This window comes from Planctomycetia bacterium, from assembly GCA_015200345.1.
Taxonomy (GTDB): domain Bacteria; phylum Planctomycetota; class Phycisphaerae; order UBA1845; family UTPLA1; genus PLA3.
The window spans coordinates 3,423,828-3,450,097 of record CP054187.1 but is presented as its reverse complement, the minus strand read 5'-3'; the positions used below and the strand labels follow the sequence as shown (position 1 = coordinate 3,450,097).

Genomic DNA, 26,270 nt, shown 5'->3' with positions numbered 1-26,270 from the left:
GGAGAGGAGTTTAGAAAACGGTTCTAATCTGACGCCGTCGCTTGCGCCTGGGTGTTGTCAGGTTTCTGGATCACGTATTCGTCGATCACTTCGCCGCGCTCGTTGATCTGCTTCAGCTCAAATCGCTTCGATGACAGTTCAACCAGTGTGAAGCTGAACACGTCATCGACCGCGACGCGAATGTACGGCGGCGGATCGGGGCGTTTGGCGTAGCGCTCGGCGCCACCGGCGCCGCTGACGACGTAGACCACGCCCTGGCCTTCGGGCACGATCTGATCCTTGCGAATCGGCGCGGTGCGCTCGTACAGATGGTTGTGGCCGGTGAAGACCACATCCACTCCGTATTCCTCAAAAATATCTACAAAAGCCTCTTTCACATATGCCGCGCCTTCGGCCGAATGCTTGCTGTGGCTGTAGAACGGGTGATGGAAGTACACGAACTTCCATCGGCTGCCCGCCCCCTTCAGCACCTCCCGCAGCCACGGGCCGACCTTCTCCTTGCGGTCCAGCGCGGTGATGACGCCGGCCGGGAAGGCGTCGTTCGAATCCAGCGCGACAAACCGCGCGTCGCCATAATCAAACCAGTAATTTCGCTCGGGCGGGATTCCTTTCGGCCCGTTCTGTGGAAGATCAAACACCTCGAGCAAGGGCGCGCCGCGGTCCGTCGCGCAATCGTGGTTGCCGAGGCTGGGCATGAAGAAGCAACTCGTGATAAGATTTTTGTACGGCTCAAAGAACTTGGGGCGATAGTCGTTGATGTCCCCGGCCGGGTAGATCAAATCGCCGGTGTGAATCACGACATCAGGCTTTTTCGAGGCGATCAGTTCCGCCAGTTCGGCCTGGCTGTTGCTGCCGCTGCCGCTGTCGCCAAAGCAAATGAAGCGAAACGACTGGCCCGGCGGAGGCGGCGTGGTCACGGTGAACGGTCCCGCGATGGGCACATCGCGAAACCAGCCGCGGTTGACGACGGTGTAGGTGTACGTCGCTCCCGGTTTGACCCCATCTACCGCCACCTGAAACCGCCGCTTCCCTGGCGATGCACCGTCGGAGGATGCGACCGTTTGATCCAAACCGTCCGGGCCGGACACCTGGACGGCGCCGTTCACCATCCAGTCGCCCTTCATCTCCCAAACGAAGCTGATCGCGTCGGCAGCGGGCATCTGAACCATCGGCCCGGAAACAAGCTCCGGCCGAGTCTGAAAATCAAAAATGCACGCGCCGAGCACAGCCAGCGCGACCAGCAGTACGATCCGCAGCAGCCAGTTGGCGCGCGATCGCCGTGCGCCGGTGTTCGAGAGTGGGTTGGTATTATCCATTTGTCGCCAATTCAGAAAAAGGTTGTCTTCACAAGCTGGCCGCGCCGACGCGGTGAGGCGTCCACGCGGCGCCGGTTCCGCCGCCTTGCGTTGCGGTGCAATGCGTGCCGATCTATAGTATGGCACCAACACAGGGAGAGCCAGATATGCCGATGCCCGATGGAACCGCCACGCTCGAAGAACTCACGGCCCGCATCACCGCGCTGCGGGACTCTCTTTGACCTCCCCGCCAAGAAGAAACAGTTAAAAGAAAAAGAAGATTTGATGAGCGCTCCCGGATTCTGGGATTCGGGCAAGGCTGCGCAATCCACCATCGCCGAGTTGAAGAGCCTCAAAGCAATGATCGATCCGGTCGAGGCGATCTCGCGCCGCGCCGACGACATCGCCGTGCTTTACGAACTCGGCAAATCCGAGAACGACGCCGCGACGCTTGCCGAGGCGGACCAGGAGCGACTTGCCCTGGCCGAGGAGTTGGACCGCGTGGCGCTCATGGCGCTGCTGTCCGGCCCGAATGACGCGCGGGATTGCTACTTTTCCATTCAGGCCGGCGCGGGGGGGACCGAGGCGTGCGACTGGGCTTCGATGCTCTTTCGCATGTACCTGCGGTATTTCGAGCGCAAAGGTTACAAAGTCGAGGAACTGGACCGAAAAGACGGCGAAGAGGCCGGCATCCAGTCGGTCAACCTGCTCATCAAAGGCCCCTACGCCTACGGCTACATGAGCACCGAGCAAGGTGTACATCGTCTCGTGCGCATAAGCCCCTTCAATGCACAGGGCAAGCGCCAGACGAGCTTCGCCGCCGTGGATGTGCTGCCGGTGTTCCCCGAGAGTACGATCGAACTGCCCGAAAAGGACCTTGAGATTACGGCCTTTTGTCGAAGCAGTGGCGCGGGCGGTCAGAACGTCAACAAGGTGGCCTCCGCCGTGCGCATCAAGCACATTCCGACAGGGATTGTCGCGGAATGCGTGAACGAGCGCAGTCAGGCGCAGAACAAGCAACAGGCCATGGCGATGCTGATCTCGAAGCTCGAGGCGCTGGAAGAGGCCAAGCGCGAAGGCGAAATGGCAAAGATCAACGCCGCGAAAGGCGACATTGCCTGGGGCAATCAGATTCGCAACTATGTGCTGGATGACCCGCGAGTAAAGGATCTGCGCACCGGCATCGAGTCGGGCAATCCGCAGAAGGTGCTCGACGGCGCGATCGACGAATACATCGAGGCGATGCTTCGGCTCCGCGCGGAGAAACGGGCGAAGGAGCCGGTTCGCGCCGCCGGCGACAAGAAGCCTTAACTGCCCTCGCCCGGCGGATGACAGATTCCTTCCCCATCAGTACCGCCTCAAGCGTGCGCCCAACTTCACAAATCGGGGTGGCGTAACCCTTTGTATCCGCTAAACTGACTGCATGGTGGTCGCCGGACCGGTGGCTCCCGATTGGACCAGGACCGAGGTTTGGACTAGAATCCTTGCGCGCTTCGCACCACAAGACCGATCCCACACCTCCGCACTGGGTTGACGCCTCCACAGCGCAAACAGCCGTTACCTCGCGCAGGCCGCTCGACGGCCGATCCGGAGACAGCATGACGCGCGCCGTAACCGCTTCCTGCCCTGATGAGAACGCACCCATCCGACCGCACTGGGTGGACTGGATGGCCGGTGCGTATCGCTGGCGGGCCTCGGCAGACCATGCAGAATTGTTGCGCAGCGGGTTGATCGACTGGTTCAATCTTCGTGCCGGCGCGACGACCACATTGGTAAAGCGGAACAGCCATCGCGACGTGTGGAGCGTTTCGTGCGGCGGGCGGGAGTACTTCGCGAAATACTATCACCCTCAAAGCGTGTCGGATCGGATCAAGCTTCGGCTTCGCGGACCGGCCGCTATGAATGAATGGCGAATCGGTGCCTACGCCGCGGCGCATGGCATTACCGCCGTGGTGCCGGTGGCGGTCGCGTGGGATGATCGGCGCGGCGGCACGGGCACGTCGCTGCTGGTGACCGAAGCGGTTCGCGAGGTCTCGCCGTTGAATGAATATTGGCTGGCTGTTCGCAGCGACCCGCGCCGCGCGGCCCAGTTAAGCGAGGCGCTGGCCCGGTTGATCGCGCGGGCACATCAGTGCGGTTTCCAGCATGACGACATGCACCCGGGCAATATTCTCGCGCGGCAGCGTGGCGACACCTGTGAGGTCTTCTTCGTCGACCTGCACAAGGCGCGCACCGCCCGGCCCGTCGGCATGCGTGAAATTGCCTCGAACCTGGCGCAACTCAATCAGTGGTTCCGGCGACACGCAACGCGGTCGCAGCGTCTGCGATTCCTGCAATCGTATCTGGCCCATCGCGATGCCTGCGCGAGCGCCAGCCCCTTTGCCAGGCATTTCCGCATCGACACCGGCCGGTTGACCGCCGATCTCGCGGTTCAGGCCGATCTGCACGCCAACAAGCTCTGGTCGAAGCGCGACCGGCGCACCGCGCGCGACAGCCGTTACTTCTCACGCATCAAACCCGCGCCGGGCTGGCGCGGCCACGTGCTGCTGCAATGCAAGCATCCATCGCCGACCGCCCTGGCGTCCAGGCTGACCTACAAGAAAGCACAGTGGAAGCAATGGCTGCGCGAGCCGCTGGCGTGGGTCGATCCCGCGAAGCACGAACTGCTGAAGGACTCCCACACTGCGACGGTTTGCAAAGCGATGCTGCCGGTGCAGCCGGATCCGGTACCCGTCATTGTGAAGCGTCATCTGCCTCGTAACGGCTGGAAATGGCTGCTCCACGCGCTGGGTCCGTCTAGAAATCGACGCTCATGGAAAATTGCGAACATGTTGAGCAATCGCGATCTGCCGGTGGCGGCGCCCCTGATGGTTCTGGAGCGGTACGTCGCGCGGTTTGTTCGCGTTGATTCGCTGCTGATGACGGAGTTCGTCCAGGACTCGGTCGATCTGGAGACGTTTCTCACGCGTGATCTCGCGCAAGTGTCGCCCGATCGTCAGCGCAAGGTAAAGAATCAACTGATTGACGCCGTGGTGCAGTTGCTCAAAACATTCTATGAACGCGGCTTCGTTCATCGCGATCTGAAGGCGCCGAACCTTCTCGTCGTCTGGCCCGCGCCCTACACGACGCCCCCCCTGCTGACGTTCATCGACATGGACGGCATCAACCATGTTCGCCACACGACCGAAACGCAACAACTCCGCGGTGTCGTGCGCCTGTGTGCCAGTTTGCTGTCCAGCCCGGCCTGCACCGCGTCGGACAAACTCCGCTTCCTCAAGCAATTCCTGTGCGGCCCCGGCCGAACCCCCGCCGCGTGGAAGATGTACTGGCGAACGATCTACGGCCGCGTCTGCACCAAGATGGCCGATAAGGAAATCCGCCGTCAGTGGAAGCTCGCGAACTACGGCCGCGTCTGATGATCGCCCCATGGCCGACCTCGCAGCCTCACAATCCGCCGAACCCATGTTGCGCGACCTGAAGCGCGCGCGCCGGGCGCGATGGGCAATTGCCTTGCTGGTCGCGCTGTTTCTCGCCACGCTCTGGCAGCGGGATACGATCCGCGCGCACTGGTGGGCCTCGCGCCTGATGGCGACCGACGATCTGGCCGTGCGCGGGCGGTATCTATCGTATCTTGCTGCTGTCGGCGACAACGCTACGGGGGCGATTCGCCGCCTGGCGCGCGATGACCGGCCGGAGGTGCGCCTGCTGTCGGTCTTTGCGGCAGCGAATCTGTCTCCGCCCCAGTCGCACGAGCTGCTGGGAGGACTGCTTTTGGATGCTGACGCAGAGGTCCGAGACACCGCGGCCCGGACGCTGGTGTTTGACGGTGATGAAGCGTCGATCAAACTGCTCTGCACGGCGTCGATCAATCTTCAGGAGGCGGTCGTTGAATCCGCGCTGGCGGCGCTGGCGCGCAGCAGCGATGCCGACGCCGCGCAATGCATTCTGGCCGCCCTGCACAACGACCGTGTTAACCTTCGCGCGCAAGCGGTCGAAAGCGCCGCAGTCTGGCTCGAGTCGGTCGATGATTGCAGGGTCGTGAAATCAATCTGCGATAAGCTCCTAACACGACTGGTCGAACTGTTGACCGATCACACCTTGTTCGAAGGTACACTTGCGATGGAACGCGAGGCAGCGCGCGCAGAGGAATTCGTTCGAACCAAACGCCCGGTCGATGGAACAGGGGCCGGCGGCGGTCGCGAAGCGAATCGCAGGAATCAACGAACCGTGTCAGAGATCGCCGCAGCCGGATTGACGAGGCTAGCGGGGAGGCCTGTGGCCGCTTCGGATGTGCTGACGGATGAGGCGCGTCAGGCACTCTGGGCCGACATCGAGACAAGACGGGCGGAGACTCATCGCCGTCCCGCTCCAACCAGTCTGCCGATAAACTGGATGCAAAACGAAGGCACTGAAGTAACTGACGGGAATCAGCATCCATGACTCGAAGTGGAAACGGACTCTCGAAAAAGCGCATCGCCATCCTTGGCGCGACCGGCGCCGTCGGGCAGGAATTCCTGGACATCCTCCACGCGCGCGGCGTGCCGGGTGAGAATCTCCGCCTGCTGGCGTCGGCGCGATCCGCCGGACAAAAAGTGAGCTACGCCGGGAGTGAGTTGACCGTGCAGGAAGTGCGCGCCGACTCGTTTCACGGCATCGACATCGCCCTGTTCAGCGCCGGCGCATCGGTGAGCAGGAAGTGGGCGCCGGTCGCGGTCGAGGCCGGGGCCTATGTGGTGGACAACAGCTCCGCGTTTCGCATGGACGCAGGCGTGCCGCTCGTCGTGCCGGAAATCAACCCGCAGGCCATCGGCGACGCACGAATCATCGCCAACCCCAACTGTTCGACGATCATCCTGAACGTGGCCGTGTGGCCGCTGCATCGCGTCAATCCTGTGCGGCGGATTGTGGTCAGCACCTATCAATCGGCCAGCGGCGCGGGCATGCAGGCCATGCTCGAGCTTCAACAACAGGCCCGCGACGCGCTGGAAGGTCGCCCAGTCACGCCGAAAGTGCTGCCCTACCAGATCGCATTCAACCTGTTCTCGCACAACAGCGCGATGCAGGCAGACGGTTACAACCAGGAAGAGCAGAAGATGGTCGCCGAGACGCGCAAGATTTTCGGCGAGCCGACCATTGCCATCACGGCGACGTGCGTGCGCGTGCCGGTGTTGCGGGCGCACAGCGAGTCGGTGAATTTGACGTTCGAGCGGCCGATGCCCGAGGCCGAAGCGCGGGCGATCCTGGAGGACGCGCCGGGCGTGCGCGTGCTGGACGACCGGTCGGCCAATCGCTTCCCCATGCCGCTGGACGCCACGGGAAAAGACTATTGTCTAGTTGGCCGCATCCGGCAGGACATCAGCCAGCCCGACGGCCGGGGCATCGATCTGTTCGTGGTCGGCGATCAGCTCCGCAAGGGCGCGGCGCTGAATGCGGTGCAAATTGCGGAATTGCTGTGAGCGCGCCCATGAATCGCCCCGACGCATGGAAACTCGTCTGCGAATACGTCGCGTCCGATTCCCTGCGCCGGCACATGCTCGCCGTCGAGGCGGCCATGCGGCATTACGCCGGTTTGCTCGGCGGTGATGCCGATCTCTGGGGCATCGTCGGGCTTCTGCACGATTTCGACTACGAGCGCTGGCCCCAGCCGCCCGATCACACACGCGAGGGGGCGAAGATCCTCCGCGAACGCGGCGTTGACGAAGAAGTCGTCGGCGCAATTCTCTCCCACGCTGATTGGAACCTCGACGCCTACCCGCGCGATCGGCCCCTGCGAAAAGCACTCTTCGCGGTCGATGAACTCTGCGGATTCATCACCGCCGCGGCTCTCGTTCGGCCAACCCGCCTCGCCGGCATGGAGCCGTCGAGCATCAAGAAAAAGCTCAAGACGCCCGCCTTTGCCGCCGCCGTCAGCCGCGAGGACATCGCCGCCGGGGCCGACCTGCTGGGCATCCCGCTGGATGAGCACATCCGAAACTGCATCGCCGCCCTGTCATCGGTAGCATCCGAACTGGGTTTGGCGGTATCCTAGTTGCCGGCGCAGGTCTCTTAGCCCCGGCGCCACGGCATGACGTTGCACACCTGACCCAAACCTCACGAGGGGATTTTTTCATGAAGCGAGGAACTGCCCTTGCATCGCTTGGTTGCATTCTGGTACTTGCGATGGCTGCCCGTGCCGAGCAAGGCCCCCCCCATTTCCCGGCCGACCGCCCGCTCGACGTCCGGCACATCAAGCTCGACGCGCGGGTCGATCTGAAGGCCAAGACCTTCGACAGCGTGGCGACGCTCGAATTCTCCGCGCTGCGCGACGTGGAGACGATCCGGCTCAACGCGGTCAACTTTGCCGTGCGCGGCGTTCGCGTCACCACCGACGGCAGCGAGCCGACGCGGTGCGACTATGAAAACGACGGCGAGCATTTGACGATCATGCTCCCGCGCAAACTTGCGACCGGCCAAAGCGCGACGGTCGAGATCGAGTACCGCGTCGAAGATCCGCAGGCGGGCTTGAGCTTCTTCGCGCCGAAACCCAGCGATCCGGAAGTGCCCTACCTGATGTGGTCGCAGGGCCAGGCCATCACCAATCGCTACTGGGTTCCCTGCTTCGACCATCCCAACGAGAGGCAGACAACCGAGATCATCTGCCGCGTCGACGCTCCCAACATCGCCATCAGCAATGGCAAAATGATTGAACAGCGCGACAACGGCGACGGCACGCGCACGTTTCACTGGAAGCAGGATCAGCCGCACGTCGCCTACCTCATGACGCTCGTGGTCGGGGAGTTTTACGTCGAGGAGGAGACGTGGCGCGGGCGGCCGGTGACGTATTACGTTCGCGAAAAGTACAAGGATCGCATCAAGAACTCGTTCGCGCATACGACGAAGATGCTCGACTTTTTCTCGGACAAGATCGGCGTCGAATACCCCTGGCCGAAATATGCGCAAGTCTGCTGCTACGGTTTCGGCGGCGGCATGGAGAACACCAGCGCCACGACGCTGACCGAGCGGACGCTGCACGACGACCGAGCGCACCTCGACGAGGACAGCGACGGCCTCGTGGCCCATGAACTGGCCCATCAATGGTGGGGCGACCTGCTGACGTGCAAGGAGTGGGCGCACATCTGGTTGAACGAGGGCTTCGCAAGCTATTTTGAGGCGCTCTGGGACGAAGAGGCGCTCGGGGCCGACGAGTTCGCCTGGAACATGCGCGGCAAGGCGCGCGGCGCGATCGAAGGCGGCAAGACCCGCCCCATCGTCGAGCGGAACTACAAGGACCCCGATGAGCAGTTCGACAGCCGAGCCTATCCCAAGGGCGCGTGGGTGCTGCACATGATTCGCCGGCGGCTGGGCGACGAGCTGTTCTGGAAGATGCTGAACACCTACGCGACGCGTCATCAGTACCAGACGGTCGAGACGAGCGACCTGCGCCGCGCGATCGAGGACTTGACCGGCCGGTCCTTTGAGCGATTTTTCTACGACTGGACCGAGCGGCCCGGCGCGCCGGAAGTGAACGTCACGTACACCTGGAATGCCGAAGAATCGTTCGCCGAAGTGCGCGTGCAACAGAGGCAGAAGGACGATGCGTTTCATTTCCCGCTGGCCCTGGAGTTCGTATTCGACGGCAAGTCGCCGCCCAAGCGCATCACGCGCGACGTGACGACGAAGGACGTGACGTGGCTGCTTCCGCTGGCAAGTCGTCCGCGAATGGTGCGCGTCGATCCCGAGTTCGCGGTGCTGATGACGCTGACGGAGGAGAAACCGCGCGATTGTTGGGAAGCGCAGCTCTCGGACGATCCGTCGGTGCTGGGCCGCGCGCGCGCCGTTGATTATTTCAAAAAGAAGGGCACGGCGCAGGACGCGGCGCTGCTGGCCGCGCGATTGATGAACGAACCCTATTACGGCGTGCAATCGACCATCGCCGAAGCGCTGGGCGAATTGCAGGGCGACGTGGCGCGCGATGCGCTGCTGGCGGGGTTGAAAATTAAGAATCCCAAGGCGCGCCGAACCGTTGTCACCGCGCTGGGCAGGTTCAGCGAGGAACCCGACGTGACCAACGCGATCGAGGAACTCGTCACCGTCGGCGACCCGAGTTATCGCGTCGAGGCGGCCGCGATCGAGGCCTACGCCGCCTTGAGCGACGAGCCGGTCGAGTTTCTGTGCGACTTGCTCGATCGCGAATCCGACGACGAGATCATCCGCGAGGCTGTTCTCTCGTCGATCGGCAAATACGGAGACTACCAGGACGCGCACGTGCTAATCGAATGGAGCAAGCCCGGCTCGCCGCACGCGTGTCGAGCGGCTGCGGCGCGGGCGCTGGGGGAGATGTTCTCATCGGGAACGCTCGACGATCACCCCGAGGCCCAGGAGATGGCGATTGACGCGTTGCGCGACTGCCTGAAGGAAACGCCCCGCAATGTGCAGAACGCGGCCCTGGGAGCGCTCGCCGCCGCCGGCGACAAGGCGCGGCCCGCGTTGCGTGACATCGAGCAACTGACGCGCACCGGACTGCTGCGCGTGCGTTCCGCCGCCGAACGGACCCTGAAAGCGATCCGCGAGAAGACGCCCGCGAAGCTGGAGTGGGAAGATCTGCGCGAGGAGTTGGAGGCCCTGCGCGAAGAAAAAGGCGAACTCATCAAGCGGATTGAACTGCTGGAAGCAAAGCTGTCGCCCGAAGCGGGGAATGCTGCCAAGCATGCAAATTCCAAAGGCGCCGCGTCAAAGATAAACAACGCCGCCACCCAATCGGATTCCAAGCCGGACAAGCCGGGTACGAACAAAGGACGAGCAAAAACATCGCCGGACTCTGACCGCCCGGTCGTCGGACATTAAGGTGAAAGTGATCGTGATCGCCCGCACAGGAGCTGGTGTATCCGCACGCGGCACCACTCCATACTGCGCGTCGCGTCAAGTTTCCTTCGCCAGCAGCACGTTGATCGCCTTCGCGATCGCCCGCACCTTCGCCCCCTTCTTGAGGCCCAGCTCCTTCAGCGAATCCATCGTCATCACGCTGGTGATCTCCACCGGCCCCTTCACCTTGACCGTCACCTGACACATCACCGTCCCCTTCTTGATGGCCGTGACTTTGCCGACGAGTTGATTGCGTGCGCCGTATTTCATGTCGTGCTCCCGGATTCCGTCATTGCGCAAACCGCCTCACACCGCCGCGCACGCCTTCTTCGCCGCGTCGGTCAGGTCCGCCGCCGGGATCAACTGCGGCAGGTTCGCTTCGGCCAGCAGCTTTCGCGCTCGCTCCACGTTCGTGCCTTCCAGCCGCACGACCACGGGAATCTTGAAGCCCACTTCCCGGGCCGCGTGGATCAACGCCTCGGCGATCACGTCGCACTTGGCGATGCCGCCGAAGATGTTCACGAGAATACCCTTCACCTTCGGGTCGGCGAGGATGATGCGAAACGCCTCGACGGCCCCCTCGGGCGTGACGGACCCGCCGACATCGAGAAAGTTCGCCGGCTCGCCGCCGTGCAATTTGATGATGTCCATCGTGCTCATCGCCAGGCCGGCCCCGTTCACCAGACAACCGATGTTGCCGTCCAGTGCGATGTAACTCAAATTGAACTTCTGCGCCCGCAGCTCGTTGGGGTTCTCCTCGGTCGGGTCGAACATCTCCTGCAAGTCGGGGTGGCGAAACAGCGCGTTGTCGTCGAAATTGAACTTCGCGTCGATCGCCATGATCTGGCCCGGTGTGCTTCCCGACGCTTTCGTCAACACGAGCGGATTGATCTCCGCAAGACTGCAATCGTACTGCACGAACAACTTCGCCAGCGCTGTCATCGTCACGCCGGCCTGTTTCGCGTGTTCGCCACCCAGACCCAGCGCGTCGCACAACCGCCGCACTTGAAACGGTTGCAGGCCCAAGTGCGGGTGCAGCCACTCCTTGATGATCGCGTCGGGGTTCTTCGCGGCGACTTCCTCGATCTCCACGCCGCCCTCGCGCGAGACCATCATCACCGGGCAGTTCCTCGCCCGATCCACCACCATGCCGACGTAATACTCCTTGTCGATCTCTACGGCCGGGGCGAGCAGCACCTTGCGCACGGCGATGCCCTGCGGCCCGGTCTGCTTTGAGACCATCGGCACGGTGAGCATGCGTTTGCAATGCTGCTCGATGTCGGCGGGATTGTCGGACAGCACGACGTAGCCCGCCTTGCCGCGACCCCCCGCGTGAACTTGCGCCTTCACGACGAGATTCCCTCCGCCCAGGGCCTTGATGGCCGCCGCAGCCTGGGAAGGCTGGTCGATGACCTCAAACTTGGGCACCGGGGCGCCGGCCTTCTGAAGCAGTTGTCGGGCCTGATATTCGTGGACCTTCATGGTGTATGGCTCCGTGTGGTTAAGTGCCCATCCGATAAAGCAGGTCGGCCGCAGCGGGCCGGGTCACCGCATCCGGAAAGATTCGTAATCGTAACAGCCCGGCGAGCCGATTCCAAGCTGTGGCGGCAGCGTGCACTTGTGTTCACAACCCCCGTGCTTGCCCTATACTCCGACCAGCAACAGAGCAGGGCTGGGCACGAACCGCACAAGGAAGGCATCACGAACCTGACATCCCGTATACAACAAGGCACGCATCATGGCGAACTACGTCGGACGAATCGAGTTTCCCGTCAAGATTGATCAGGGTCGCGGCCTGGAAGGAGCCATCACCAACGTCACCAAGGTCGGCTTCGTCGACGGCGAAAAGGGCCGGCTGATCTACCGCGGCTACTCCATCGAAGACCTCTGTGAGCACAGCAACTACGAAGAAGTCGCGTACCTGCTGATCCACGGCAAACTGCCGACGCGCAAGGAGCTGGAGGCGTTCGACGCCCTGCTCAACGCCGAGGCGAAGATCCCCGACAACGTGTTGCAACTGATCACATCCATGCCGCGCGACGCCCATCCGATGAACATGCTCCAGACGGCGGTCGCGGCACTGGGCTGTCACGATCCGGCCGCGCGCCAGATCACCGAGTACGTCTCCAACCCGGCCGACGGTCTGGCGGGTGAAGTGGCGATCGGCATCCGCGTGTTGAGTCGGTTGCGGACGATCGCCTCGGCGATTTCGCGCGTGCGGCAGGGTCTCGCACCAATCCAGCCCGATCCGAAGCTGTCGTTCACCGCGAACTACCTGTACATGATGTACGGTGAGAAGCCCGACCCGGTGACCGAGCGGGTCATCGACGTCACGCTGATTCTGCAAGCCGATCACGGCATGAATGCATCGACGTTTACGGCCATGGTCGTTCACAGCTGCCTGGCCGATATGTACTCGACCATCGCGGCCGCGGTCGGAGCGCTCCGAGGCCCGTTGCACGGCGGAGCGAACGAGGCCGCCCTGGACGATCTGGAGCACATCGGCGGACCGGCCAAGGCCAAGGATTGGGTCGCCCAGAAAATGGCCAAGGGGCAGAAGATCATCGGCTTCGGCCATCGCGTGTACAAGGCGTACGACCCGCGAGCGCGCGTGCTCAAGAAGCAGGCCAAAAAGCTCTGCCACGATCGCGGCATGGCCATGGTGTTCGATACCGCAGTCGCCGTGGAGGAGGCCGTCTGCGCCGCCATGCAGGCCGCCGGCAAGCCGATCTTTCCGAATGTCGATTTTTATTCCGGCCTGGTCTATCAGGCGATCGGATTCCCCCCGCCGCTTTTCCCGGTCATCTTCGCGGTGGCGCGCACGGCCGGCTGGGTCGCGCGCGTGCTGGAGTACCTGCCGGAAAATCGAATCTTCCGCCCCCGCGCGGTCTACGAAGGTTCGTTCGAAGAGAAGTACATCCCGATCGATCAACGCGGCTGACGGATCTCCGGCAAGGAATCCAGGCGGCCGCCGCTACCACTCCGTCACCAGCAGCCTCGTTCCACTCGGCACGCGATCGAACAGCTCGATCACGTCGTCGTTCGACAGCCGGATGCACCCCATCGAAGCCGGCGTGCCCAGCTTGCCTTCGGCCGGCGTGCCGTGGATGTAAATAAACCGATCGTGCGAATCAAATCCCTTGCCCTGGTTCACACCCGGCTCCAGTCCGCGCAGCCAGAGAATGCGCGAGAGCACGTAATCTTTTTCCGTCGGCTGATCCGGCGACCACGGTTTGCCCACCGGCTTGCGCTCGACAAAGATCGTCCCCCACGGCTGGCCCGCACCGATCTTCTCATCAATCACGTGCCAACCCAGCGGCGTCTGATAGGAGTTCTCACGCCCGCCCAGACCGCGCGCCGCCGTCGAACAAACGTAGATGAACTCGATCCGCTCGCCGCGCAACCCCACCAGTCGCTGGCGGCCCGCACTGACCCACAACCCAAGCTCCTCCCCGACCCGCTCGCGCCAGCCGGACTCGTTCAGCTTGGCAAGCACGTCGGGCGGACAGGCCGCCCCCGCGACAAGAATCGGTTCGCTCGGCGCGACCTCCCGCGTCATGTGACACCTTAGCGGCACATACACCAGGGCGCACGCGGCCAGGGCAATGACGATGATCAGGGCGGTCCGTCGCATGGGGTGCCGCGGAGGAACTGCGTCGTTCAATGCCGTCACGCCGCGCCGTATCAGGCCTCAACCACTTCCGTAAAAAACATCCGCACGTACTTGCCGGCGAAGCTCATCAGGTCTTTCCCCGCCGCCTTGCCTTCGGGCGATGCCAGCGCCGCCTTCAGCGCGTCCATGTCCTTGAAGTACAGGTGCGCGGCCAGGTGCGGCGGCTCCCATTCCGGATTGGGCGAACCCCGGCCCCGCTCCAACTCGGTGCGAATCAGACCCGGCATCTTCTTCGCCAGCGGAAGATGCGTCTCGAAGTAGTGCTTGTCAAACGCGGCCGGATCCTCGACTTTTCGATACACCGCCACCAGTTTTACCATATTAATTCCTCTCCCGCTTTTTCTTCTCGTGACAGAAAATTCGGCACCCTTCGCCAATCGCACGCGTCGCAATCGTCAGGCCTCGTGCAGAATACGCTTGAGCACGGCGCGAGGAAAGACCTTCTGCACCGTCCGGCCCGTCGCCACCACGTGCGAGCCTCGCATGGCCACCACGTCGCAGACCAGCTCCCGATCGGTTACGTCCCGCGCCGTCGCCTCCACGCGCACCGTGCTGCCGACCGGTGCCGGCGTGAGATGATCGCACGAGACATGGCTCCCGACGCCTTCCTCATCGTCGTCCAGAAAGTCAATCAACACGAGCCGACCGGCCAGCTCCATGTAATGAACAAGCGTCCACGTCGCGCAGACGCGATGCACCTGCCGACCCTCGAAGATCGGGGACATCGAATCTTCGACCACGAAACTCACTTCACGCTGAACGCCGGGAACGAGTCCGTCCTTCATAGCGGTCGTTGTTTTACCGCGCCGCTGCGATTCGGCCAATGCGCGACGCCAACCGCCAATCCCATCGTCAGACACGCCGAAGGCGCCGCGCGGCGCCGCGCAGGCCAAGCGTTCCGACCAGCGACAAGAGGATCGTCAGGCCGCCGCCGGTCGCGCCACACATCACACCATTGCCAAATGCAGGAGGCACATTGTTGTTGCCGTTCGGATTCGGATTCGGCGTCCCGCCGAAGTTGTCGTTCCCGTTCGGCTCACCGCCGTCTCCACCCGAACTCACCACGAATACCGTCACAAAACCGACCGCCCGGCAACCCGCCGAATCTGCCGCGGTGGCTTTCACCACATACGTACCGATCGGCAAGGGTCCGTACGACGGATCGAATCCGTTCACGATCTCGCCGCCTGGATTGCCGCGCAGCTCCCACTCATACTCGATCGGCTCCTGCCCGCCGGTGAAGGGGAGATACTCTCCCAGCTGAATGGATTGCCCGACTCCAATCGTGGCAGCGGGGACCGTGCGCGCGCGAAGCACGCCCGCTTCACAGACATCGGGCACGCCGTTGTCGTTGCAGTCCGCGAGAATTCCCGCATCGATCTCATCCATATCGAGAAGCTGATTGGAATTGCAATCTCGAATCTGATACTGCCAGTTCCCGCCCGCGTAATAATTTCCGACGTCGTCGCGAATCTGTCCCGAAGCCAGTTCCACGACCGCAAGCCCATCGCCGGGAGGAATAAATCCCTGAAACAGGTACGGACCGCCGCTTGCGCCGCTGACACTCGTCGCCGCCGACCCGTTCACTCGCAACGACGCCGCCGTCACGCCCACCACCGGCTCGCTGAACGTCACCGATAGTTGGTCCAGATTGCCCAGATCGCTGCCGGCAAGAGGCAGTACCGTCAGCAACGTCGGCGACACGGGCGGCACCGCCCCGGTCGCCAGGCCGAATGCAGTGTTGACATCTGTCGCATTCGAACCGACGAACAATTCCTCAAACGCGCTGAAGGCGTCGGAGATGAAATCAATGTCCACGTCGTCGCCCGTACCGAGCACGCCATCGGGACCGGCCCCGGCCAGCGCCAGGATGTTGCCGCCCTCGTCCATGATGTTCGTCTCGCCGTTTTGCACCGTCGTGTGCCAGTTGCCCAGGCAGTGCCCCAGCTCGTGCGAGACGATGTTCCCCACGACGCGCCCCACGGCCTGCACCATGGTGAAGCCCGGCGCACGCGGCAGGTCGTTGATCGAGCAGCAAATCGGGCTGCCGCCCGGCGCCTCGCTCAAGTAATCCAGCAGCACGACCGACGTGTCCTCCGGCGCGTAATTCCCCGGATCAACGCACTCCGCCAGACCGATCGTGTCAATCGTGAACTCGGCGACTGTGCCGCCGATGATGACGCGGGTGACGTTCGGCTGGCCAAACGGGTCCAGGTGATCGCGGCTGTTCAACACGGTGACGTCGAAACTGCCCGGCGGATCCCCGGCGTCCAGGTTGCCGTTGAGGGAGGCGAGGCGCAGGCTGTTGAAGTTCTCTTCGACGACTGCAATGATCGCGTCAATCACGGCCGATTCCTGGTTGGCGTTCAGCCCCCAACTTGGCAAAAAGTTCGCCAGCGGCGAGAGCGTGCGAATCGGCGGGCTGATCGGAGGGAAACAGCCGAAAATCGCACAGACGTTAATCGTCGCGCCGTCGAAGTCGAGAAACACAATCTGCTGACCGGGCGATTCGAGCTGATGCAGGTTGGGCTTGCGGCTGCGCAAGCGAAGCTGATACTCCCCCGTACTCAAGGCGCTGAACGCGGCGACCTTCACGAGGTACTGCCCGGTCACCGGCACGACATACGTCATGGCGGAATCCGTGAACTGATCGCCGCCTGGCCACGGCGCCGACTCCGGGAAAGAAAACGTGTGGAACTCAAAATCGTCGTTCAGCATGATCGCCGAGCCGTCGCTGCCCCGCACCAGCGTCGTGATGGGGTCCATTGACCCGACGCCGACCACCGCGATGCCGAGGATGTCGCCCTTCTGCGCATTAAATCGATAAAAATCAACATCACCGACGGCGCTGATCGCCCCCGCCACGTTGAGGTCCACGTCCTGTCCCGGACCCGTCCCCAGCGGCAGCAACTGCGCCGTTTCCACCGTGTTGTTCGGCTCCGACTCCGGCACCCCCAGCAATCGCAACACCCCTTCCGGCGGTTGCGGCGCGCGCGGCCGGCCCTCGGGATACCGACACCAACTCCCGGGTCGCTGTCGATTCTTCATCGGCTTGGAGACTTTCACTGCCGGCTGCATGGCAGGCCGTTCAACCGCTCCGGTCGCGCCATCGTCCGGCGGCGCCGCGCACAAGGAGGCAGGCCCGTTGGTCACACCGATCAGCCACCCGGACAACGCCACGATTGAGGCACGGATCCAGCGGCCCGGCGACTTCGTTGGAGTCGCATTGCGCCAGACCTCCTTCGTCTGGCTTCTCATGTTGTGATTCACCCGATCACTCCCGCGATGGCGAAGTCATTGATGGATCCTTGACCCATGCTTGCATGCGTGCATCCGCTCATCCTCCGCAATCGCTGGGGTAGAGCGTCCCTTGCATGGCATCGGTTTGAACCAGCTCCGTCACTTCGCCCGTGACCAACCGAACGCCGTTCCATTGATAGACGCGCAAGCAATCCGTATCCGTCGGAACGATGATGTTCACCTTGCGCGTGCCGGGCGGGACATCAAAGTCACGTGACGCACCGGAGGGAATCGCCTCGTCGCCCAGTAGATTGCCCATCGCCTGCTCTCCAGCCAGCGGCAGCGGCACGACATACCAGATCGGTACGTCGTTCAGCAGAACATTGCTCACGCGCAGCGTCGCGCCGCCAGTCACCGGCGTGCCACCGTTCTGCCCCCCGTTGCCGTTGTTCGCCGGGTTGTTCGTGCCGCCGGATGACTGCGGCGCCCCGCCGGGCGCCAAATTGAACACCGCAAGCAGTAAACTCACCGAAACCACCACCTGGATCAAAAAGAATACCGCCGGGAAGTTCGCACCCACCAGCTGCGCGCCAAGCAGAATCGCAAGAAGACCCAGCACACCCGACAAGTCGCCGCTGATCGCCTGCGAACGCGACCCGATTTTGGCGGACGGGTTCGCCCCATGGCCACTCCCGCTTCCATCCCCGCCAGGCGCCATCCCGTACGTCACGGCGGCATCCAACACCTGCGACGCGATGACCAACTCGCTGTTGGCATCCATCAGTGCCGCGTACAGCGACGACTCATCCTCCGCTGCTGCGCTGGTCCAATCGGCCGGACGCTCCCACGAATGCCCCGTCGATGACGCGAGTGCATGCAGTTTGCCATCGCGGTCCAGTTCCGCCTCGGCCCAGGCTTCGCTCGTGGAAACTCGTATCGAGCGAACGATCGAGCCGAAACGGCTTTCCCCCAACGCCCCTGTCAACTCATGCAGCCCGTTGGGAGACGCGACCCGAAACGCGCTCGTCCAGACATTCACAGACAGCGACCGCGCGCCGGAAAACGGGGTGCCTGCAAAGGCGCGATCAAGATCGTCGCCGACGTTGATCGGGACCGTGACCCAGCCGTCCGGACCGGGCAGCCCCGGCAGCGAACATGCCGACGGCCAAACATGGAGCTGGAGAACCAGCAGACAACACAGGACACCCTTCGCCCGAAAGCTCGGCGTTTGCATTGATCGACTCCGCCTTCCCCCGAATTCGTGCCAGTCCGTCGATTGCGAAGGTCAGTCGGCCCACCCACGGCATGCTGATGGCATCCATCCTAACCGCTCGGTCCGCGAATTCCAACAAAATCTCCTCGCCCGTCCCGCCAAACCGGTTTGGTGGTCATTTTTGCCGTTCGGCTTCACCCGCTCATGCCCTCTTGGAGACTCTGCCGCTCCGCACGGCGCAAAACGCAGCACCCCCCTCTATAATCCGCCTACCTATGCGTTTGGCGCTCGCCCAAATTAACCCCCTCGTCGGGGATGTCACCGGTAACGCGACAAAAATCGAGCAATTCGCAGCGCAGGCCGGCCGGGCCGGCGCCGACCTCGTCGTTTTTCCCGAGTTGACCCTCTGCGGCTATCCGCCCCGAGACCTGCTGCTCAAGCCCCGCTTTGTGGAGGACGTCCTCCGCACAACCTCCGCGCTGGCGGAACGGTTGCGCGACGGACCAGCGATGCTGGTCGGAACACTTCAGCCGAGCGAGAAACCAGTAGGTCGCCGGCTGCACAATGCGCTGGCGCTGCTCCAAGGCGGACGAGTCGCCGCGACCTTCCACAAATCTCTTCTTCCGACGTACGACGTGTTCGACGAGCATCGCTACTTCGAGCCGGCCCAGCGACCGGGCGTGTACGATCTTCCCGTGCAGGGCCGCGATGTTCGCATCGGCGTGACCATCTGCGAGGATCTGTGGAACGACAAGCGATTCTTCGATCGGCCGCTGTACGAGCGCAATCCGCTGGATGATCTCGTCGGTGCCGGCGCGACGCTCATCGTGAACAGTTCGGCGTCTCCGTTCATCGCGGGCAAGCAAGCCTTTCGCGAGAAGCTGCTCGGCAGCCAGGCTGCGGCCATCGGTCGCCCCATTGCCATCGTCAATCAAATCGGCGGCAACGATGAATTGATCTTCGACGGGGCCAGCGCGTACTTCGACGCGACGGGTCGCCTCGTCGCCCGCGCCAAGGCCTTCGACGAAGATTTGCTGATTGTCGAAACCGACCCGCCTGCCGCTGCACGGATCGAGCCTTATCCCGACGATCTTGATTCGATCCGGCAGGCGCTGGTGCTCGGCACGCGCGATTACGTTCGCAAATGCGGCTTCACCGACGTCGTACTCGGCTTGTCGGGCGGGATCGACTCGGCGCTGACCGCGGCCATCGCCGTGGAGGCGCTCTCGCCCGCGCGCGTGCACGGCGTCGCTATGCCCTCGCGCTTCAGCAGCGATCACAGCCTTGACGACGCCCGGGCGCTGGCCGCCAATCTCGGTATTGATTATCGCGTCATTCCCATCGAACCGATGCACGCGGCCATCGAGACGCACCTCGCGCCGCACTTCGACGGCCGACCGCCCGACACCACCGAAGAGAACATGCAGGCCCGCCTGCGCGGCAACATTCTCATGTCACTCTCCAACAAGTTCGGCTGGCTGCTGCTGACCACCGGGAACAAGAGCGAACTGGCGGTCGGATACTGCACCTTGTACGGCGACATGTGCGGCGGCCTGGCGGTCATCAGCGATGTGCCCAAGACGGTGGTCTATCAACTATCACGCGCGATCAATGCTCGCGCCGGGCGGGAGATCATCCCCGCGCGGTCCATCACCAAGCCGCCCTCGGCCGAACTGCGCCCCGATCAGCACGACCAGCAATCGCTCCCGCCCTACGACGACCTCGACGCCATCCTGCATCACTACGTCGAGCAGGAGGAGTCGGCCGATCAGATCATTGCGCGCGGATTCGATGCGGCCGTCGTGCGCGACGTGGTACGCAAGGTGGACATGAATGAGTACAAGCGCAAACAGGCCGCCACGGGACTTAAAGTCACCTCCCGCGCCTTCGGCGTCGGCCGACGCATGCCCATTGCCGCACGATTCGGTTAGCATCCGCGTGATCCGAGTCGCGCTCGTCAGGAAGCGGTCGGCTCACAATCCAGCGCGCCGGTTGCGTCCGATGGTTGTGCCGGAAGCGGCGAGCGCTACAATGAGCGACGTCGCGCCGGACCGGCCGCTGCACGAGGCAGAAAGGGATCACGTCATGACCAGCCGCCCCCTCGCTCGATTCCGGGTGAATGAGTTCTTCGTGATCGCGTTGGCCGCCTGGGTCGCTTACTCCGCGGGCTGCGCACAGCCCAAGCCGCAGGAACCCGCAGCGGACGTGAAGAACCTCGTCCATCAGGACCGCTACTACATCGCCGGGACGCCGACCGAGGCCGGCCTGCGCCGCATGGCGCGCGAGGGCGTCAAAACGGTGATCGATCTGCGCCGCGAGGACGAGCCGCTCGGAGATGAGGGCAAATACGCCGAGGCGCTGGGGATGAAATACTTTCGTGTTCCGATGCAGTCCGACCGCTTGACCCCGGATCAGGCCAACGCCTTTCTCGAAGCGATGGAATTGGCCGGCAACCAGCCCGTCCTGATCCATTGTGCCAGCGGGAACCGGGCCGGGGCCATGTACGGGCTGTACCTCGGCGCACGCGGTGTTTGCTCCGCGGAAGAGGCCGTCCGCCGCGCGTGCGAAGCCGGTCTGAAGAATGAGCAGCTTGGCTCGGACGTGCGGCAGTACCTCGAAGACGCCGCCGCGCGCCGGGTGGCCACGCCCTCGCCCGGTCATTAGAATGCGCGCATCATGGCCGGCGCTCAATCCACCTCCGATTACTATCGCTATTGCCCCGGCGAGGAGCCATTCAAGCTTTCCAACGCGATCTGCCGGGGACGCCGCCGGACCAATTACCCAAAATGCCACGGGTGTCAATTTAACGACGACGAAGCCCCCGCGCCCGCCTCGTCGATCACTGCCGGTGCCGCCACCGCGGGGGCGTCCCTGACATCCAAATCGGTTTCCCCGGTCGCGCCGGCCGCTCCCCAGCCTCGCGTCGAAGACCTCTTCCGCACACACGACATCGTCGGCACGGCCCCGATGCCGTTCACCACCGACTTCGCCTGGCGTATCGGGCACGCCACGGCCCAGTATCTGCAAAGCCGGCTCCGCGCGATGGACCGCTCCGACCCCAACGCCCGCGCGCTCATCGTCGCGCACGACGCCCGCCCGCACAGCGCCGTGCTCCTCGACGCCTTCATCGAGGGCGTGCACAGCACCGGCATGGACGTCCTTCATCTTGGCTGCGTCGACGCGCCGATGCTCACCTTCGCCGTACTCCACCTCGGAGCAGGAGGCGGCGTTTACGCCACGGGCGGATGCGAGCCGGCCGGCAGGCATGGATTTGTCATCTGCGGCGCGCGGGCCATGCCCATCAGTGCCGACACCGGCCTGACCGGCATTCGCGATATCGCTTCGCGCGTCCCGCGTCATGTCACCGGCGCGTCGGCCCGCTGCGAATCGCGCGATCTCACGGACGTGTACCACGCGGCGATCCGGGCACGGTTTCGCGGCGGCGCGGTCCTGAAAAAAAAGACGATCGTCGTATTCGATGCATGCAACGGCGTCATGGGCCGGCGCATGGTCGATGCGCTGACCGGGGTGCGTAACCTGCGGCTCGTCGCCCTGAACGACACGCCCGCGGAACCATTCGCCCGCGACCCGAATCCCACGAATCCCATGGCCCTCACCGCCTTGCGAAAATGCGCCAGGGCCGAGGCCGCCGATTTCGCTGTCGCCTTCAGCCCCGACGGCTCGCTTTGCGCCTTTCTCGACGACAAGGCCGCGCCGATCAACTGCGATGTCGTCGCCGCGCTGATCGCGCGCGACATGCTCCAGCGCCGCGCAGGCGATGTCTTCGTGTTCGATCACCGGTTCAATTCTGCCGCGATCGAGGAGATCACGCAGGCCGGCGGCGCGGTGCACCGCGAACGCGTCGGACCGTCGTACCTCCGCAAGCGCATGGCCGACGCCGGCGCGGTCTTTGGCGCCGACCTCGACGGCCGGTTCTACTTCCGCGATGCCGCCTGCGCCGAGTCCCCCCTCTTCGCGATCATTGAGCTGCTCAACCTGCTTTCATCCGGCGAGCGCAGCCTTGCCTCACTTGCTCGTCCGTTGATGCGCAGCCGCTCCTCCGGGGAAATCCTCTTCCATTGCAGCGATCCCGGTCAGGTCATCCAGGCCGTCACCGCCGCACATCCGGAGGCCGAACTGGAGCGCATCGACGGGCTGACGGTGAAGTATCCCGACTGGCGGTTCAATCTCCGCAGCGCCGGCTCGCCGACGACGCTCCGGGTCACGCTTGAGGCCCGCACGCGCAAGCTGGTGGATCAGCGCCTGGCCGAATTGGAACCGCTGCTGGGCAGCCGGTTGTGACATTCCAGGTCCGAGTGACTAGAATGAGGATGTTCAAGATCCGCAACGTCTTCGCCGAGGTTTGACTCGGCGTTGTCGCCGGGGGCGAATTGGCTTCGACCGGGCAAGTTGACGGATAGGTGGCGTGCCGAGGTTGCTAGGAGGCCTCGTTAAACACCTGGCACACTTTTATATGCCAACTCACAGTTGAGCATGGCTGCCTAAAACAGGCTGCCCGTCGAACCGCTGACACCTGCTGGGCGGGGAGACGTCACTTAGCAGGCTGGTCAACCAAACGCCGCCCGGCCGCAGGTTGATGAGACACTTGTCGGGCTGGACTCGTGCGGAGCCTGTCGGCCGGCGACGAACGAATCGACAACAAACGACCGACTATGCACGTAGAGGCCTATCCTGAAGTGCTTCGGGACGTGGGTTCGATTCCCACCGCCTCCATTCGCATGCTTTGCCCCTCGCCACTGCCTTCGGGCGCTTGGTAGGAGCATCGGGCAAACTGCCGAGATGACATCCGACGCACTCGCCCGGTCTCGGCGTCGCTGCCTGCGCCGCGGTTGAAAAAACAGGAACACGCCGGGAAACTATCTCAAATCTCCTGTGCCCCCCACGGCGGGTGAACACACGGGCGGGATGCGCGTGCCGCCCCAAATAAGACAGTTTCCTAACGCGAGCCGATCGTGCCTCGACACGTCTCCACACCACCCGACGACCATGCAACTCTATCCGCATCAACGGGACACAGCGCAAAGCCGCGATTCCTGAAGTTCGAACACAAATCGCAGCCGTTGGTGCCGTTCGCGCGTTTTGTGATCCGCCTTCTGCGCGCCGGCGCACTGGCCGCGGGGATCGTCTTCGTCTCGCTGGGAATCGGCGTCGTCGGCTACCACTACTTTGAACGCCTGCCGTGGATCGACGCGCTCCTGAACGCGTCGATGATCCTTGGCGGCATGGGACCGGTCGATCAGCTGAAAACAACGGGCGGCAAGCTCTTCGCCTCCGCCTACGCCCTCTTCTCTGGCGTGGTCTTCCTCACCGTCTCCGCCGTGCTCTTCGGCCCCGTCGTGCATCGCCTGCTGCACAGATTTCACCTGGATCGGAAATAACGTCGCGATATTCACTCATATTTTGCGATTCACACCTTCACCGTCACCGTCTTCACTTCCGTGTAATGCTCCAGTGCGTACTCGCCCAGCTCGCGGCCGATGCCCGACTGTTTGTATCCGCCGAACGGCGCGCCGGCGTCGAACACGTCGTAGCAATTCACCCACACCGTGCCGGCCTTCACGTTGTTCGCGTAGCGCAGGGCCTTCTCGATGTCCTTCGTCCACACCGCCGCCGCCAGGCCGTACAGCGTCCGGTTCGATCGCTCGATCACCTCGTCCATGTCCTTGAACGGCATGACGCACAGCACCGGGCCGAAAATCTCCTCCTGTGCGATCGTCATGTCGTCACGCACGTTGTCGAACACCGTCGGCTCGATGAAGAAACCGCGATCGCCCACGCGGCTGCCCCCGGCCACGCGCTTGGCCCCTTCCTGGTTGCCCTTCTCGATGTAGCCCATGACGCGATCGAACTGCTCGCGGCTGACCTGCGGCCCCTGGTGCGTCTTCATGTCGAACGGATCGCCCACACGGCGGCTCTTGGCGATGCCGACGAGCTTCTCCACGAACTGATCGTGAATCTTTTCCTCCACGAACAGGCGCGACCCGGCGCAGCAGCACTGTCCCTGGTTGAAAAACAGCGCGAAGTACGCGCCTTGGATCGCTGCATCGGCGTCGGCGTCGGCAAAGATCACGTTGGGACTCTTGCCGCCCAGTTCCAGCGAGACGCGCTTCAGGTTGCTGCGAGCCGCCGCCTCCATGATGATCTTGCCGACTTCGGTCGAACCGGTGAACGCCACTTTGTCGATATCCATGTGCGAGGCGATCGCGCCGCCGGCCGTCGGCCCGAAGCCGGGGATGACGTTGATGACACCCGGCGGATAGCCCGCCTCCAGCGCGAGTTGTGCCACGAACAGGGCACTCAACGGCGTCTGCTCGGCCGGCTTGAGGATGACCGTATTGCCCATCGCCAGGGCCGGCCCCCACTTCCACGCCTGCATCAGCATCGGGAAGTTCCACGGGATGATCTGCCCGCAGACGCCGACCGGCTCGTGCCGCGTGTAGCAGAAAAACTGATTCGGCCCGACGTTGTTGATCGGGATCGTCTTGCCGTGGTTCTTGTCGGCCCAGCCCGCGTAGTAGCGATAGCACGCGACGGTCAACGGCACGTCGGCGTTCAGCGAGTCGCGGATCGGCTTGCCGTTGTCCAGTGTCTCCAGCTTCGCCAGGGTCTCCTTGTTCTTCTCGATCAGGTCGGCCAGCTTGTACATCAGCCGCCCGCGCTCCGACGCCGACATCTTCCGCCACGGGCCTTCCTCGAAGGCTCGCCGTGCCGCTTTCACGGCCTTGTCCACATCGGCCTTGTCGCCTTCGGCCACCTGCGCCAGCACATCGCCGGTCGCCGGGTTGATCGTCTCAAACGTCTTGCCGCTCGCGGCGGGCACCCATTGGCCGTCAATGAGGCACTGGGTATACTTGATCTCGACATCGGGCTTGATAGGGGCGGCTGCGGTGGCGGTCATGGCGCGTCCTCCTGGGGTTCGGTGATTGTGTCCTGGTCAGTCCGAGCGGTGTAATTTACCATAGCGCGGGCGCGTCGGCCAGACTAAGTGAAGCCGCGATGAGCATTCACCTGTGGCACAGGCGTCTCGCCTGTGATTCACCGGCGGGACGCCGGTGCCACACCCTATGAATCATTCTGCGGCTCCACTTAGCGGTGACTGCGGGGATTGGCGGTGTTTGCCCATATAATGGCGCACGTGGTGCAGCCCGATCCCGCCGCCGACGGTGGAGCAACTGTCGGATTTCGCGTGACGCCGCGATCCGAGCCGGAAGCGCAAGCGCCCGGTTTTAGGAGTTTGCGCAATGCTCAACCGGTCGCTGGCGCTTCGGGATCGGATTGCTCGCCCGTTGCAACCCATGCCGCTACAATCCCCGACAAATCATCCGACGCGATTGCAACGGGAGCTTTCACCATGGCGGACGACGCGAAGATCGCTCAATTTCAAAAACTCGTCGAGCAGAATCCCAACGACGACATGGCCCAGTTCAGCCTCGGCACGGCGCTGCTCGATGCCGGGCGCGCGATGGACGCGGGACCGTGCTTTCAGCGCGTGCTCGCGGTGAACAGCCAGCATTCCAAGGCCTACGAGATGCTCGGTCGCGTGCAGATCGCCACGGGCCACAGGGACCTCGCGATCCAGACGCTGACCAACGGCTACCGCATCGCCCATCGCAAGGGCGACCTCATGCCCATGAAGGCGATGGCCGAATTGCTCACGTCGATCGGCGCGGAGGTGCCGACGGTCACGGAGAAACGCGCGGAATCCGGCGAGGGAAGCACCATCGCGGCGACCGAAGGTTTCTCCTGTCGGCGCTGCGGTGCGCCGGGCCCGAAGATGGAACGACGGCCGTTCAAAGGCCCGCTGGGCGAACAGATTCACGCGACGGTGTGCGCGAAATGCTGGAAGGAATGGGTCGGCATGGGGACGAAGGTGATTAATGAGCTGCGGCTGCCGATGTTCGACCCGGCGGCGCAGGAGATGTACGACAAGCACATGAAAGAGTTCTTGATGATCGAGTGACGCGTGCGGGACATCATCGTACAGCAT

At 63.4% G+C, this 26,270-nt stretch carries 21 protein-coding genes and 1 other RNA gene; 13 read left to right on the top strand and 9 right to left on the bottom strand.

Features of this window, described 5'->3' with window-relative positions:
• Window positions 1-23: 23 nt before the first annotated feature.
• Window positions 24-1,316 (bottom strand): metallophosphoesterase, encoded by a 1,293-nt coding sequence (locus HRU71_14070; GenBank protein QOJ04547.1) that lies wholly within the window; start codon window positions 1,314-1,316, stop codon window positions 24-26.
• Between the two features lie 152 nt (window positions 1,317-1,468).
• Here HRU71_14070 and HRU71_14065 point away from each other — a divergent pair.
• The 6 genes from HRU71_14065 (at window position 1,469) to HRU71_14040 (ending at window position 10,118) form a co-directional block, all read left to right on the top strand.
• Window positions 1,469-2,606, top strand: a protein-coding gene (locus tag HRU71_14065) for a peptide chain release factor 2 (GenBank protein QOJ05021.1) whose coding sequence is annotated in 2 segments (ribosomal slippage) — window positions 1,469-1,534 and window positions 1,536-2,606 — 1,137 coding nt in all. Because the reading frame shifts where the segments join, the coding sequence is not laid out codon by codon here.
• Between the two features lie 287 nt (window positions 2,607-2,893).
• A complete protein-coding gene (locus tag HRU71_14060) occupies window positions 2,894-4,711 on the top strand; it encodes a hypothetical protein (GenBank protein ID QOJ04546.1) in 1,818 nt (605 codons plus the stop codon).
• A gap of 10 nt (window positions 4,712-4,721) precedes the next feature.
• A complete protein-coding gene (locus tag HRU71_14055) occupies window positions 4,722-5,735 on the top strand; it encodes a HEAT repeat domain-containing protein (protein ID QOJ04545.1) in 1,014 nt (337 codons plus the stop codon).
• Window positions 5,732-6,751, top strand: coding sequence for an aspartate-semialdehyde dehydrogenase (locus HRU71_14050; GenBank protein QOJ04544.1), 1,020 nt, complete (start codon window positions 5,732-5,734; stop codon window positions 6,749-6,751). The genes HRU71_14055 and HRU71_14050 overlap by 4 nt, the downstream gene beginning before the upstream one ends.
• Before the next feature lie 8 nt (window positions 6,752-6,759).
• Window positions 6,760-7,323, top strand: coding sequence for an HDIG domain-containing protein (locus HRU71_14045; GenBank protein QOJ04543.1), 564 nt, complete (start codon window positions 6,760-6,762; stop codon window positions 7,321-7,323).
• Window positions 7,324-7,403: 80 nt separating this feature from the next.
• Complete coding sequence (locus HRU71_14040; protein ID QOJ04542.1) at window positions 7,404-10,118, top strand: M1 family metallopeptidase; 2,715 nt, start codon at window positions 7,404-7,406, stop codon at window positions 10,116-10,118.
• 75 nt (window positions 10,119-10,193) lie between these two features.
• Here the strand turns inward: HRU71_14040 and HRU71_14035 are convergent, their stop codons facing one another.
• The gene (locus HRU71_14035) at window positions 10,194-10,406 is read right to left on the bottom strand and encodes a TOBE domain-containing protein (GenBank protein QOJ04541.1); all 213 of its coding nucleotides are present in this window, start codon (window positions 10,404-10,406) and stop codon (window positions 10,194-10,196) included.
• Between the two features lie 36 nt (window positions 10,407-10,442).
• Complete coding sequence (sucC, locus tag HRU71_14030) at window positions 10,443-11,618, bottom strand: ADP-forming succinate--CoA ligase subunit beta (GenBank protein ID QOJ04540.1); 1,176 nt, start codon at window positions 11,616-11,618, stop codon at window positions 10,443-10,445.
• Between the two features lie 256 nt (window positions 11,619-11,874).
• On the opposite strand from sucC, the gene HRU71_14025 reads away from it, so the two are divergent.
• Window positions 11,875-13,077 carry a citrate/2-methylcitrate synthase gene (locus tag HRU71_14025; GenBank protein QOJ04539.1) on the top strand — a complete coding sequence of 401 codons (1,203 nt, stop codon included), beginning with the start codon at window positions 11,875-11,877 and terminating at the stop codon, window positions 13,075-13,077.
• 33 nt (window positions 13,078-13,110) lie between these two features.
• On the opposite strand, the gene HRU71_14020 is transcribed toward HRU71_14025, so the two are convergent.
• From HRU71_14020 to HRU71_14000, 5 genes are all read right to left on the bottom strand, one after another.
• The gene (locus HRU71_14020; GenBank protein QOJ04538.1) at window positions 13,111-13,770 is read right to left on the bottom strand and encodes a L,D-transpeptidase; all 660 of its coding nucleotides are present in this window, start codon (window positions 13,768-13,770) and stop codon (window positions 13,111-13,113) included.
• Between the two features lie 50 nt (window positions 13,771-13,820).
• Window positions 13,821-14,129 (bottom strand): EthD family reductase, encoded by a 309-nt coding sequence (locus tag HRU71_14015; GenBank protein QOJ04537.1) that lies wholly within the window; start codon window positions 14,127-14,129, stop codon window positions 13,821-13,823.
• 75 nt (window positions 14,130-14,204) lie between these two features.
• Window positions 14,205-14,594 carry a thioesterase gene (locus HRU71_14010; protein ID QOJ04536.1) on the bottom strand — a complete coding sequence of 130 codons (390 nt, stop codon included), beginning with the start codon at window positions 14,592-14,594 and terminating at the stop codon, window positions 14,205-14,207.
• Between the two features lie 67 nt (window positions 14,595-14,661).
• Window positions 14,662-17,067 carry a hypothetical protein gene (locus HRU71_14005; protein QOJ04535.1) on the bottom strand — a complete coding sequence of 802 codons (2,406 nt, stop codon included), beginning with the start codon at window positions 17,065-17,067 and terminating at the stop codon, window positions 14,662-14,664.
• Between the two features lie 79 nt (window positions 17,068-17,146).
• The gene (locus tag HRU71_14000; GenBank protein ID QOJ04534.1) at window positions 17,147-18,283 is read right to left on the bottom strand and encodes a hypothetical protein; all 1,137 of its coding nucleotides are present in this window, start codon (window positions 18,281-18,283) and stop codon (window positions 17,147-17,149) included.
• A gap of 254 nt (window positions 18,284-18,537) precedes the next feature.
• Here HRU71_14000 and HRU71_13995 point away from each other — a divergent pair, with 254 nt between their 5' ends.
• From HRU71_13995 to HRU71_13975, 5 genes are all read left to right on the top strand, one after another.
• Window positions 18,538-20,193 carry an NAD+ synthase gene (locus HRU71_13995; protein QOJ04533.1) on the top strand — a complete coding sequence of 552 codons (1,656 nt, stop codon included), beginning with the start codon at window positions 18,538-18,540 and terminating at the stop codon, window positions 20,191-20,193.
• Between the two features lie 154 nt (window positions 20,194-20,347).
• Entirely contained in the window at window positions 20,348-20,926 is a 579-nt protein-coding gene (locus HRU71_13990) for a protein tyrosine phosphatase family protein (protein QOJ04532.1), read from the top strand.
• Between the two features lie 12 nt (window positions 20,927-20,938).
• Complete coding sequence (locus tag HRU71_13985) at window positions 20,939-22,564, top strand: hypothetical protein (GenBank protein ID QOJ04531.1); 1,626 nt, start codon at window positions 20,939-20,941, stop codon at window positions 22,562-22,564.
• Between the two features lie 80 nt (window positions 22,565-22,644).
• Window positions 22,645-22,999: a transfer-messenger RNA gene (gene ssrA / locus HRU71_13980) on the top strand.
• Between the two features lie 317 nt (window positions 23,000-23,316).
• Window positions 23,317-23,661 (top strand): hypothetical protein, encoded by a 345-nt coding sequence (locus HRU71_13975; protein ID QOJ05020.1) that lies wholly within the window; start codon window positions 23,317-23,319, stop codon window positions 23,659-23,661.
• 29 nt (window positions 23,662-23,690) lie between these two features.
• Here HRU71_13975 and HRU71_13970 read toward each other — a convergent pair whose 3' ends face one another.
• Window positions 23,691-25,181 carry an aldehyde dehydrogenase family protein gene (locus HRU71_13970; protein ID QOJ04530.1) on the bottom strand — a complete coding sequence of 497 codons (1,491 nt, stop codon included), beginning with the start codon at window positions 25,179-25,181 and terminating at the stop codon, window positions 23,691-23,693.
• A gap of 453 nt (window positions 25,182-25,634) precedes the next feature.
• On the opposite strand from HRU71_13970, the gene HRU71_13965 reads away from it, so the two are divergent.
• A complete protein-coding gene (locus HRU71_13965) occupies window positions 25,635-26,243 on the top strand; it encodes a Fe(2+)-trafficking protein (GenBank protein QOJ04529.1) in 609 nt (202 codons plus the stop codon).
• Window positions 26,244-26,270 lie beyond the last annotated feature (27 nt).

Coding starts and splice junctions, on each gene's coding strand:
- HRU71_14055 (QOJ04545.1), top strand. CDS start 4,722: ATGGCCGACCTCGCAGCCTCACAATCCGCCGAACCCATGTTGCGCGAC.
- HRU71_14000 (QOJ04534.1), bottom strand. CDS start 18,283: ATGCAAACGCCGAGCTTTCGGGCGAAGGGTGTCCTGTGTTGTCTGCTG.
- HRU71_14005 (QOJ04535.1), bottom strand. CDS start 17,067: ATGAGAAGCCAGACGAAGGAGGTCTGGCGCAATGCGACTCCAACGAAG.
- HRU71_14070 (QOJ04547.1), bottom strand. CDS start 1,316: ATGGATAATACCAACCCACTCTCGAACACCGGCGCACGGCGATCGCGC.
- HRU71_14010 (QOJ04536.1), bottom strand. CDS start 14,594: ATGAAGGACGGACTCGTTCCCGGCGTTCAGCGTGAAGTGAGTTTCGTG.
- HRU71_13990 (QOJ04532.1), top strand. CDS start 20,348: ATGACCAGCCGCCCCCTCGCTCGATTCCGGGTGAATGAGTTCTTCGTG.
- HRU71_14060 (QOJ04546.1), top strand. CDS start 2,894: ATGACGCGCGCCGTAACCGCTTCCTGCCCTGATGAGAACGCACCCATC.
- HRU71_14015 (QOJ04537.1), bottom strand. CDS start 14,129: ATGGTAAAACTGGTGGCGGTGTATCGAAAAGTCGAGGATCCGGCCGCG.
- HRU71_14045 (QOJ04543.1), top strand. CDS start 6,760: ATGAATCGCCCCGACGCATGGAAACTCGTCTGCGAATACGTCGCGTCC.
- HRU71_14050 (QOJ04544.1), top strand. CDS start 5,732: ATGACTCGAAGTGGAAACGGACTCTCGAAAAAGCGCATCGCCATCCTT.
- HRU71_14035 (QOJ04541.1), bottom strand. CDS start 10,406: ATGAAATACGGCGCACGCAATCAACTCGTCGGCAAAGTCACGGCCATC.
- HRU71_14025 (QOJ04539.1), top strand. CDS start 11,875: ATGGCGAACTACGTCGGACGAATCGAGTTTCCCGTCAAGATTGATCAG.
- HRU71_13965 (QOJ04529.1), top strand. CDS start 25,635: ATGGCGGACGACGCGAAGATCGCTCAATTTCAAAAACTCGTCGAGCAG.
- HRU71_13970 (QOJ04530.1), bottom strand. CDS start 25,181: ATGACCGCCACCGCAGCCGCCCCTATCAAGCCCGATGTCGAGATCAAG.
- HRU71_13995 (QOJ04533.1), top strand. CDS start 18,538: ATGCGTTTGGCGCTCGCCCAAATTAACCCCCTCGTCGGGGATGTCACC.
- HRU71_14020 (QOJ04538.1), bottom strand. CDS start 13,770: ATGCGACGGACCGCCCTGATCATCGTCATTGCCCTGGCCGCGTGCGCC.
- HRU71_14040 (QOJ04542.1), top strand. CDS start 7,404: ATGAAGCGAGGAACTGCCCTTGCATCGCTTGGTTGCATTCTGGTACTT.
- sucC (QOJ04540.1), bottom strand. CDS start 11,618: ATGAAGGTCCACGAATATCAGGCCCGACAACTGCTTCAGAAGGCCGGC.
- HRU71_13985 (QOJ04531.1), top strand. CDS start 20,939: ATGGCCGGCGCTCAATCCACCTCCGATTACTATCGCTATTGCCCCGGC.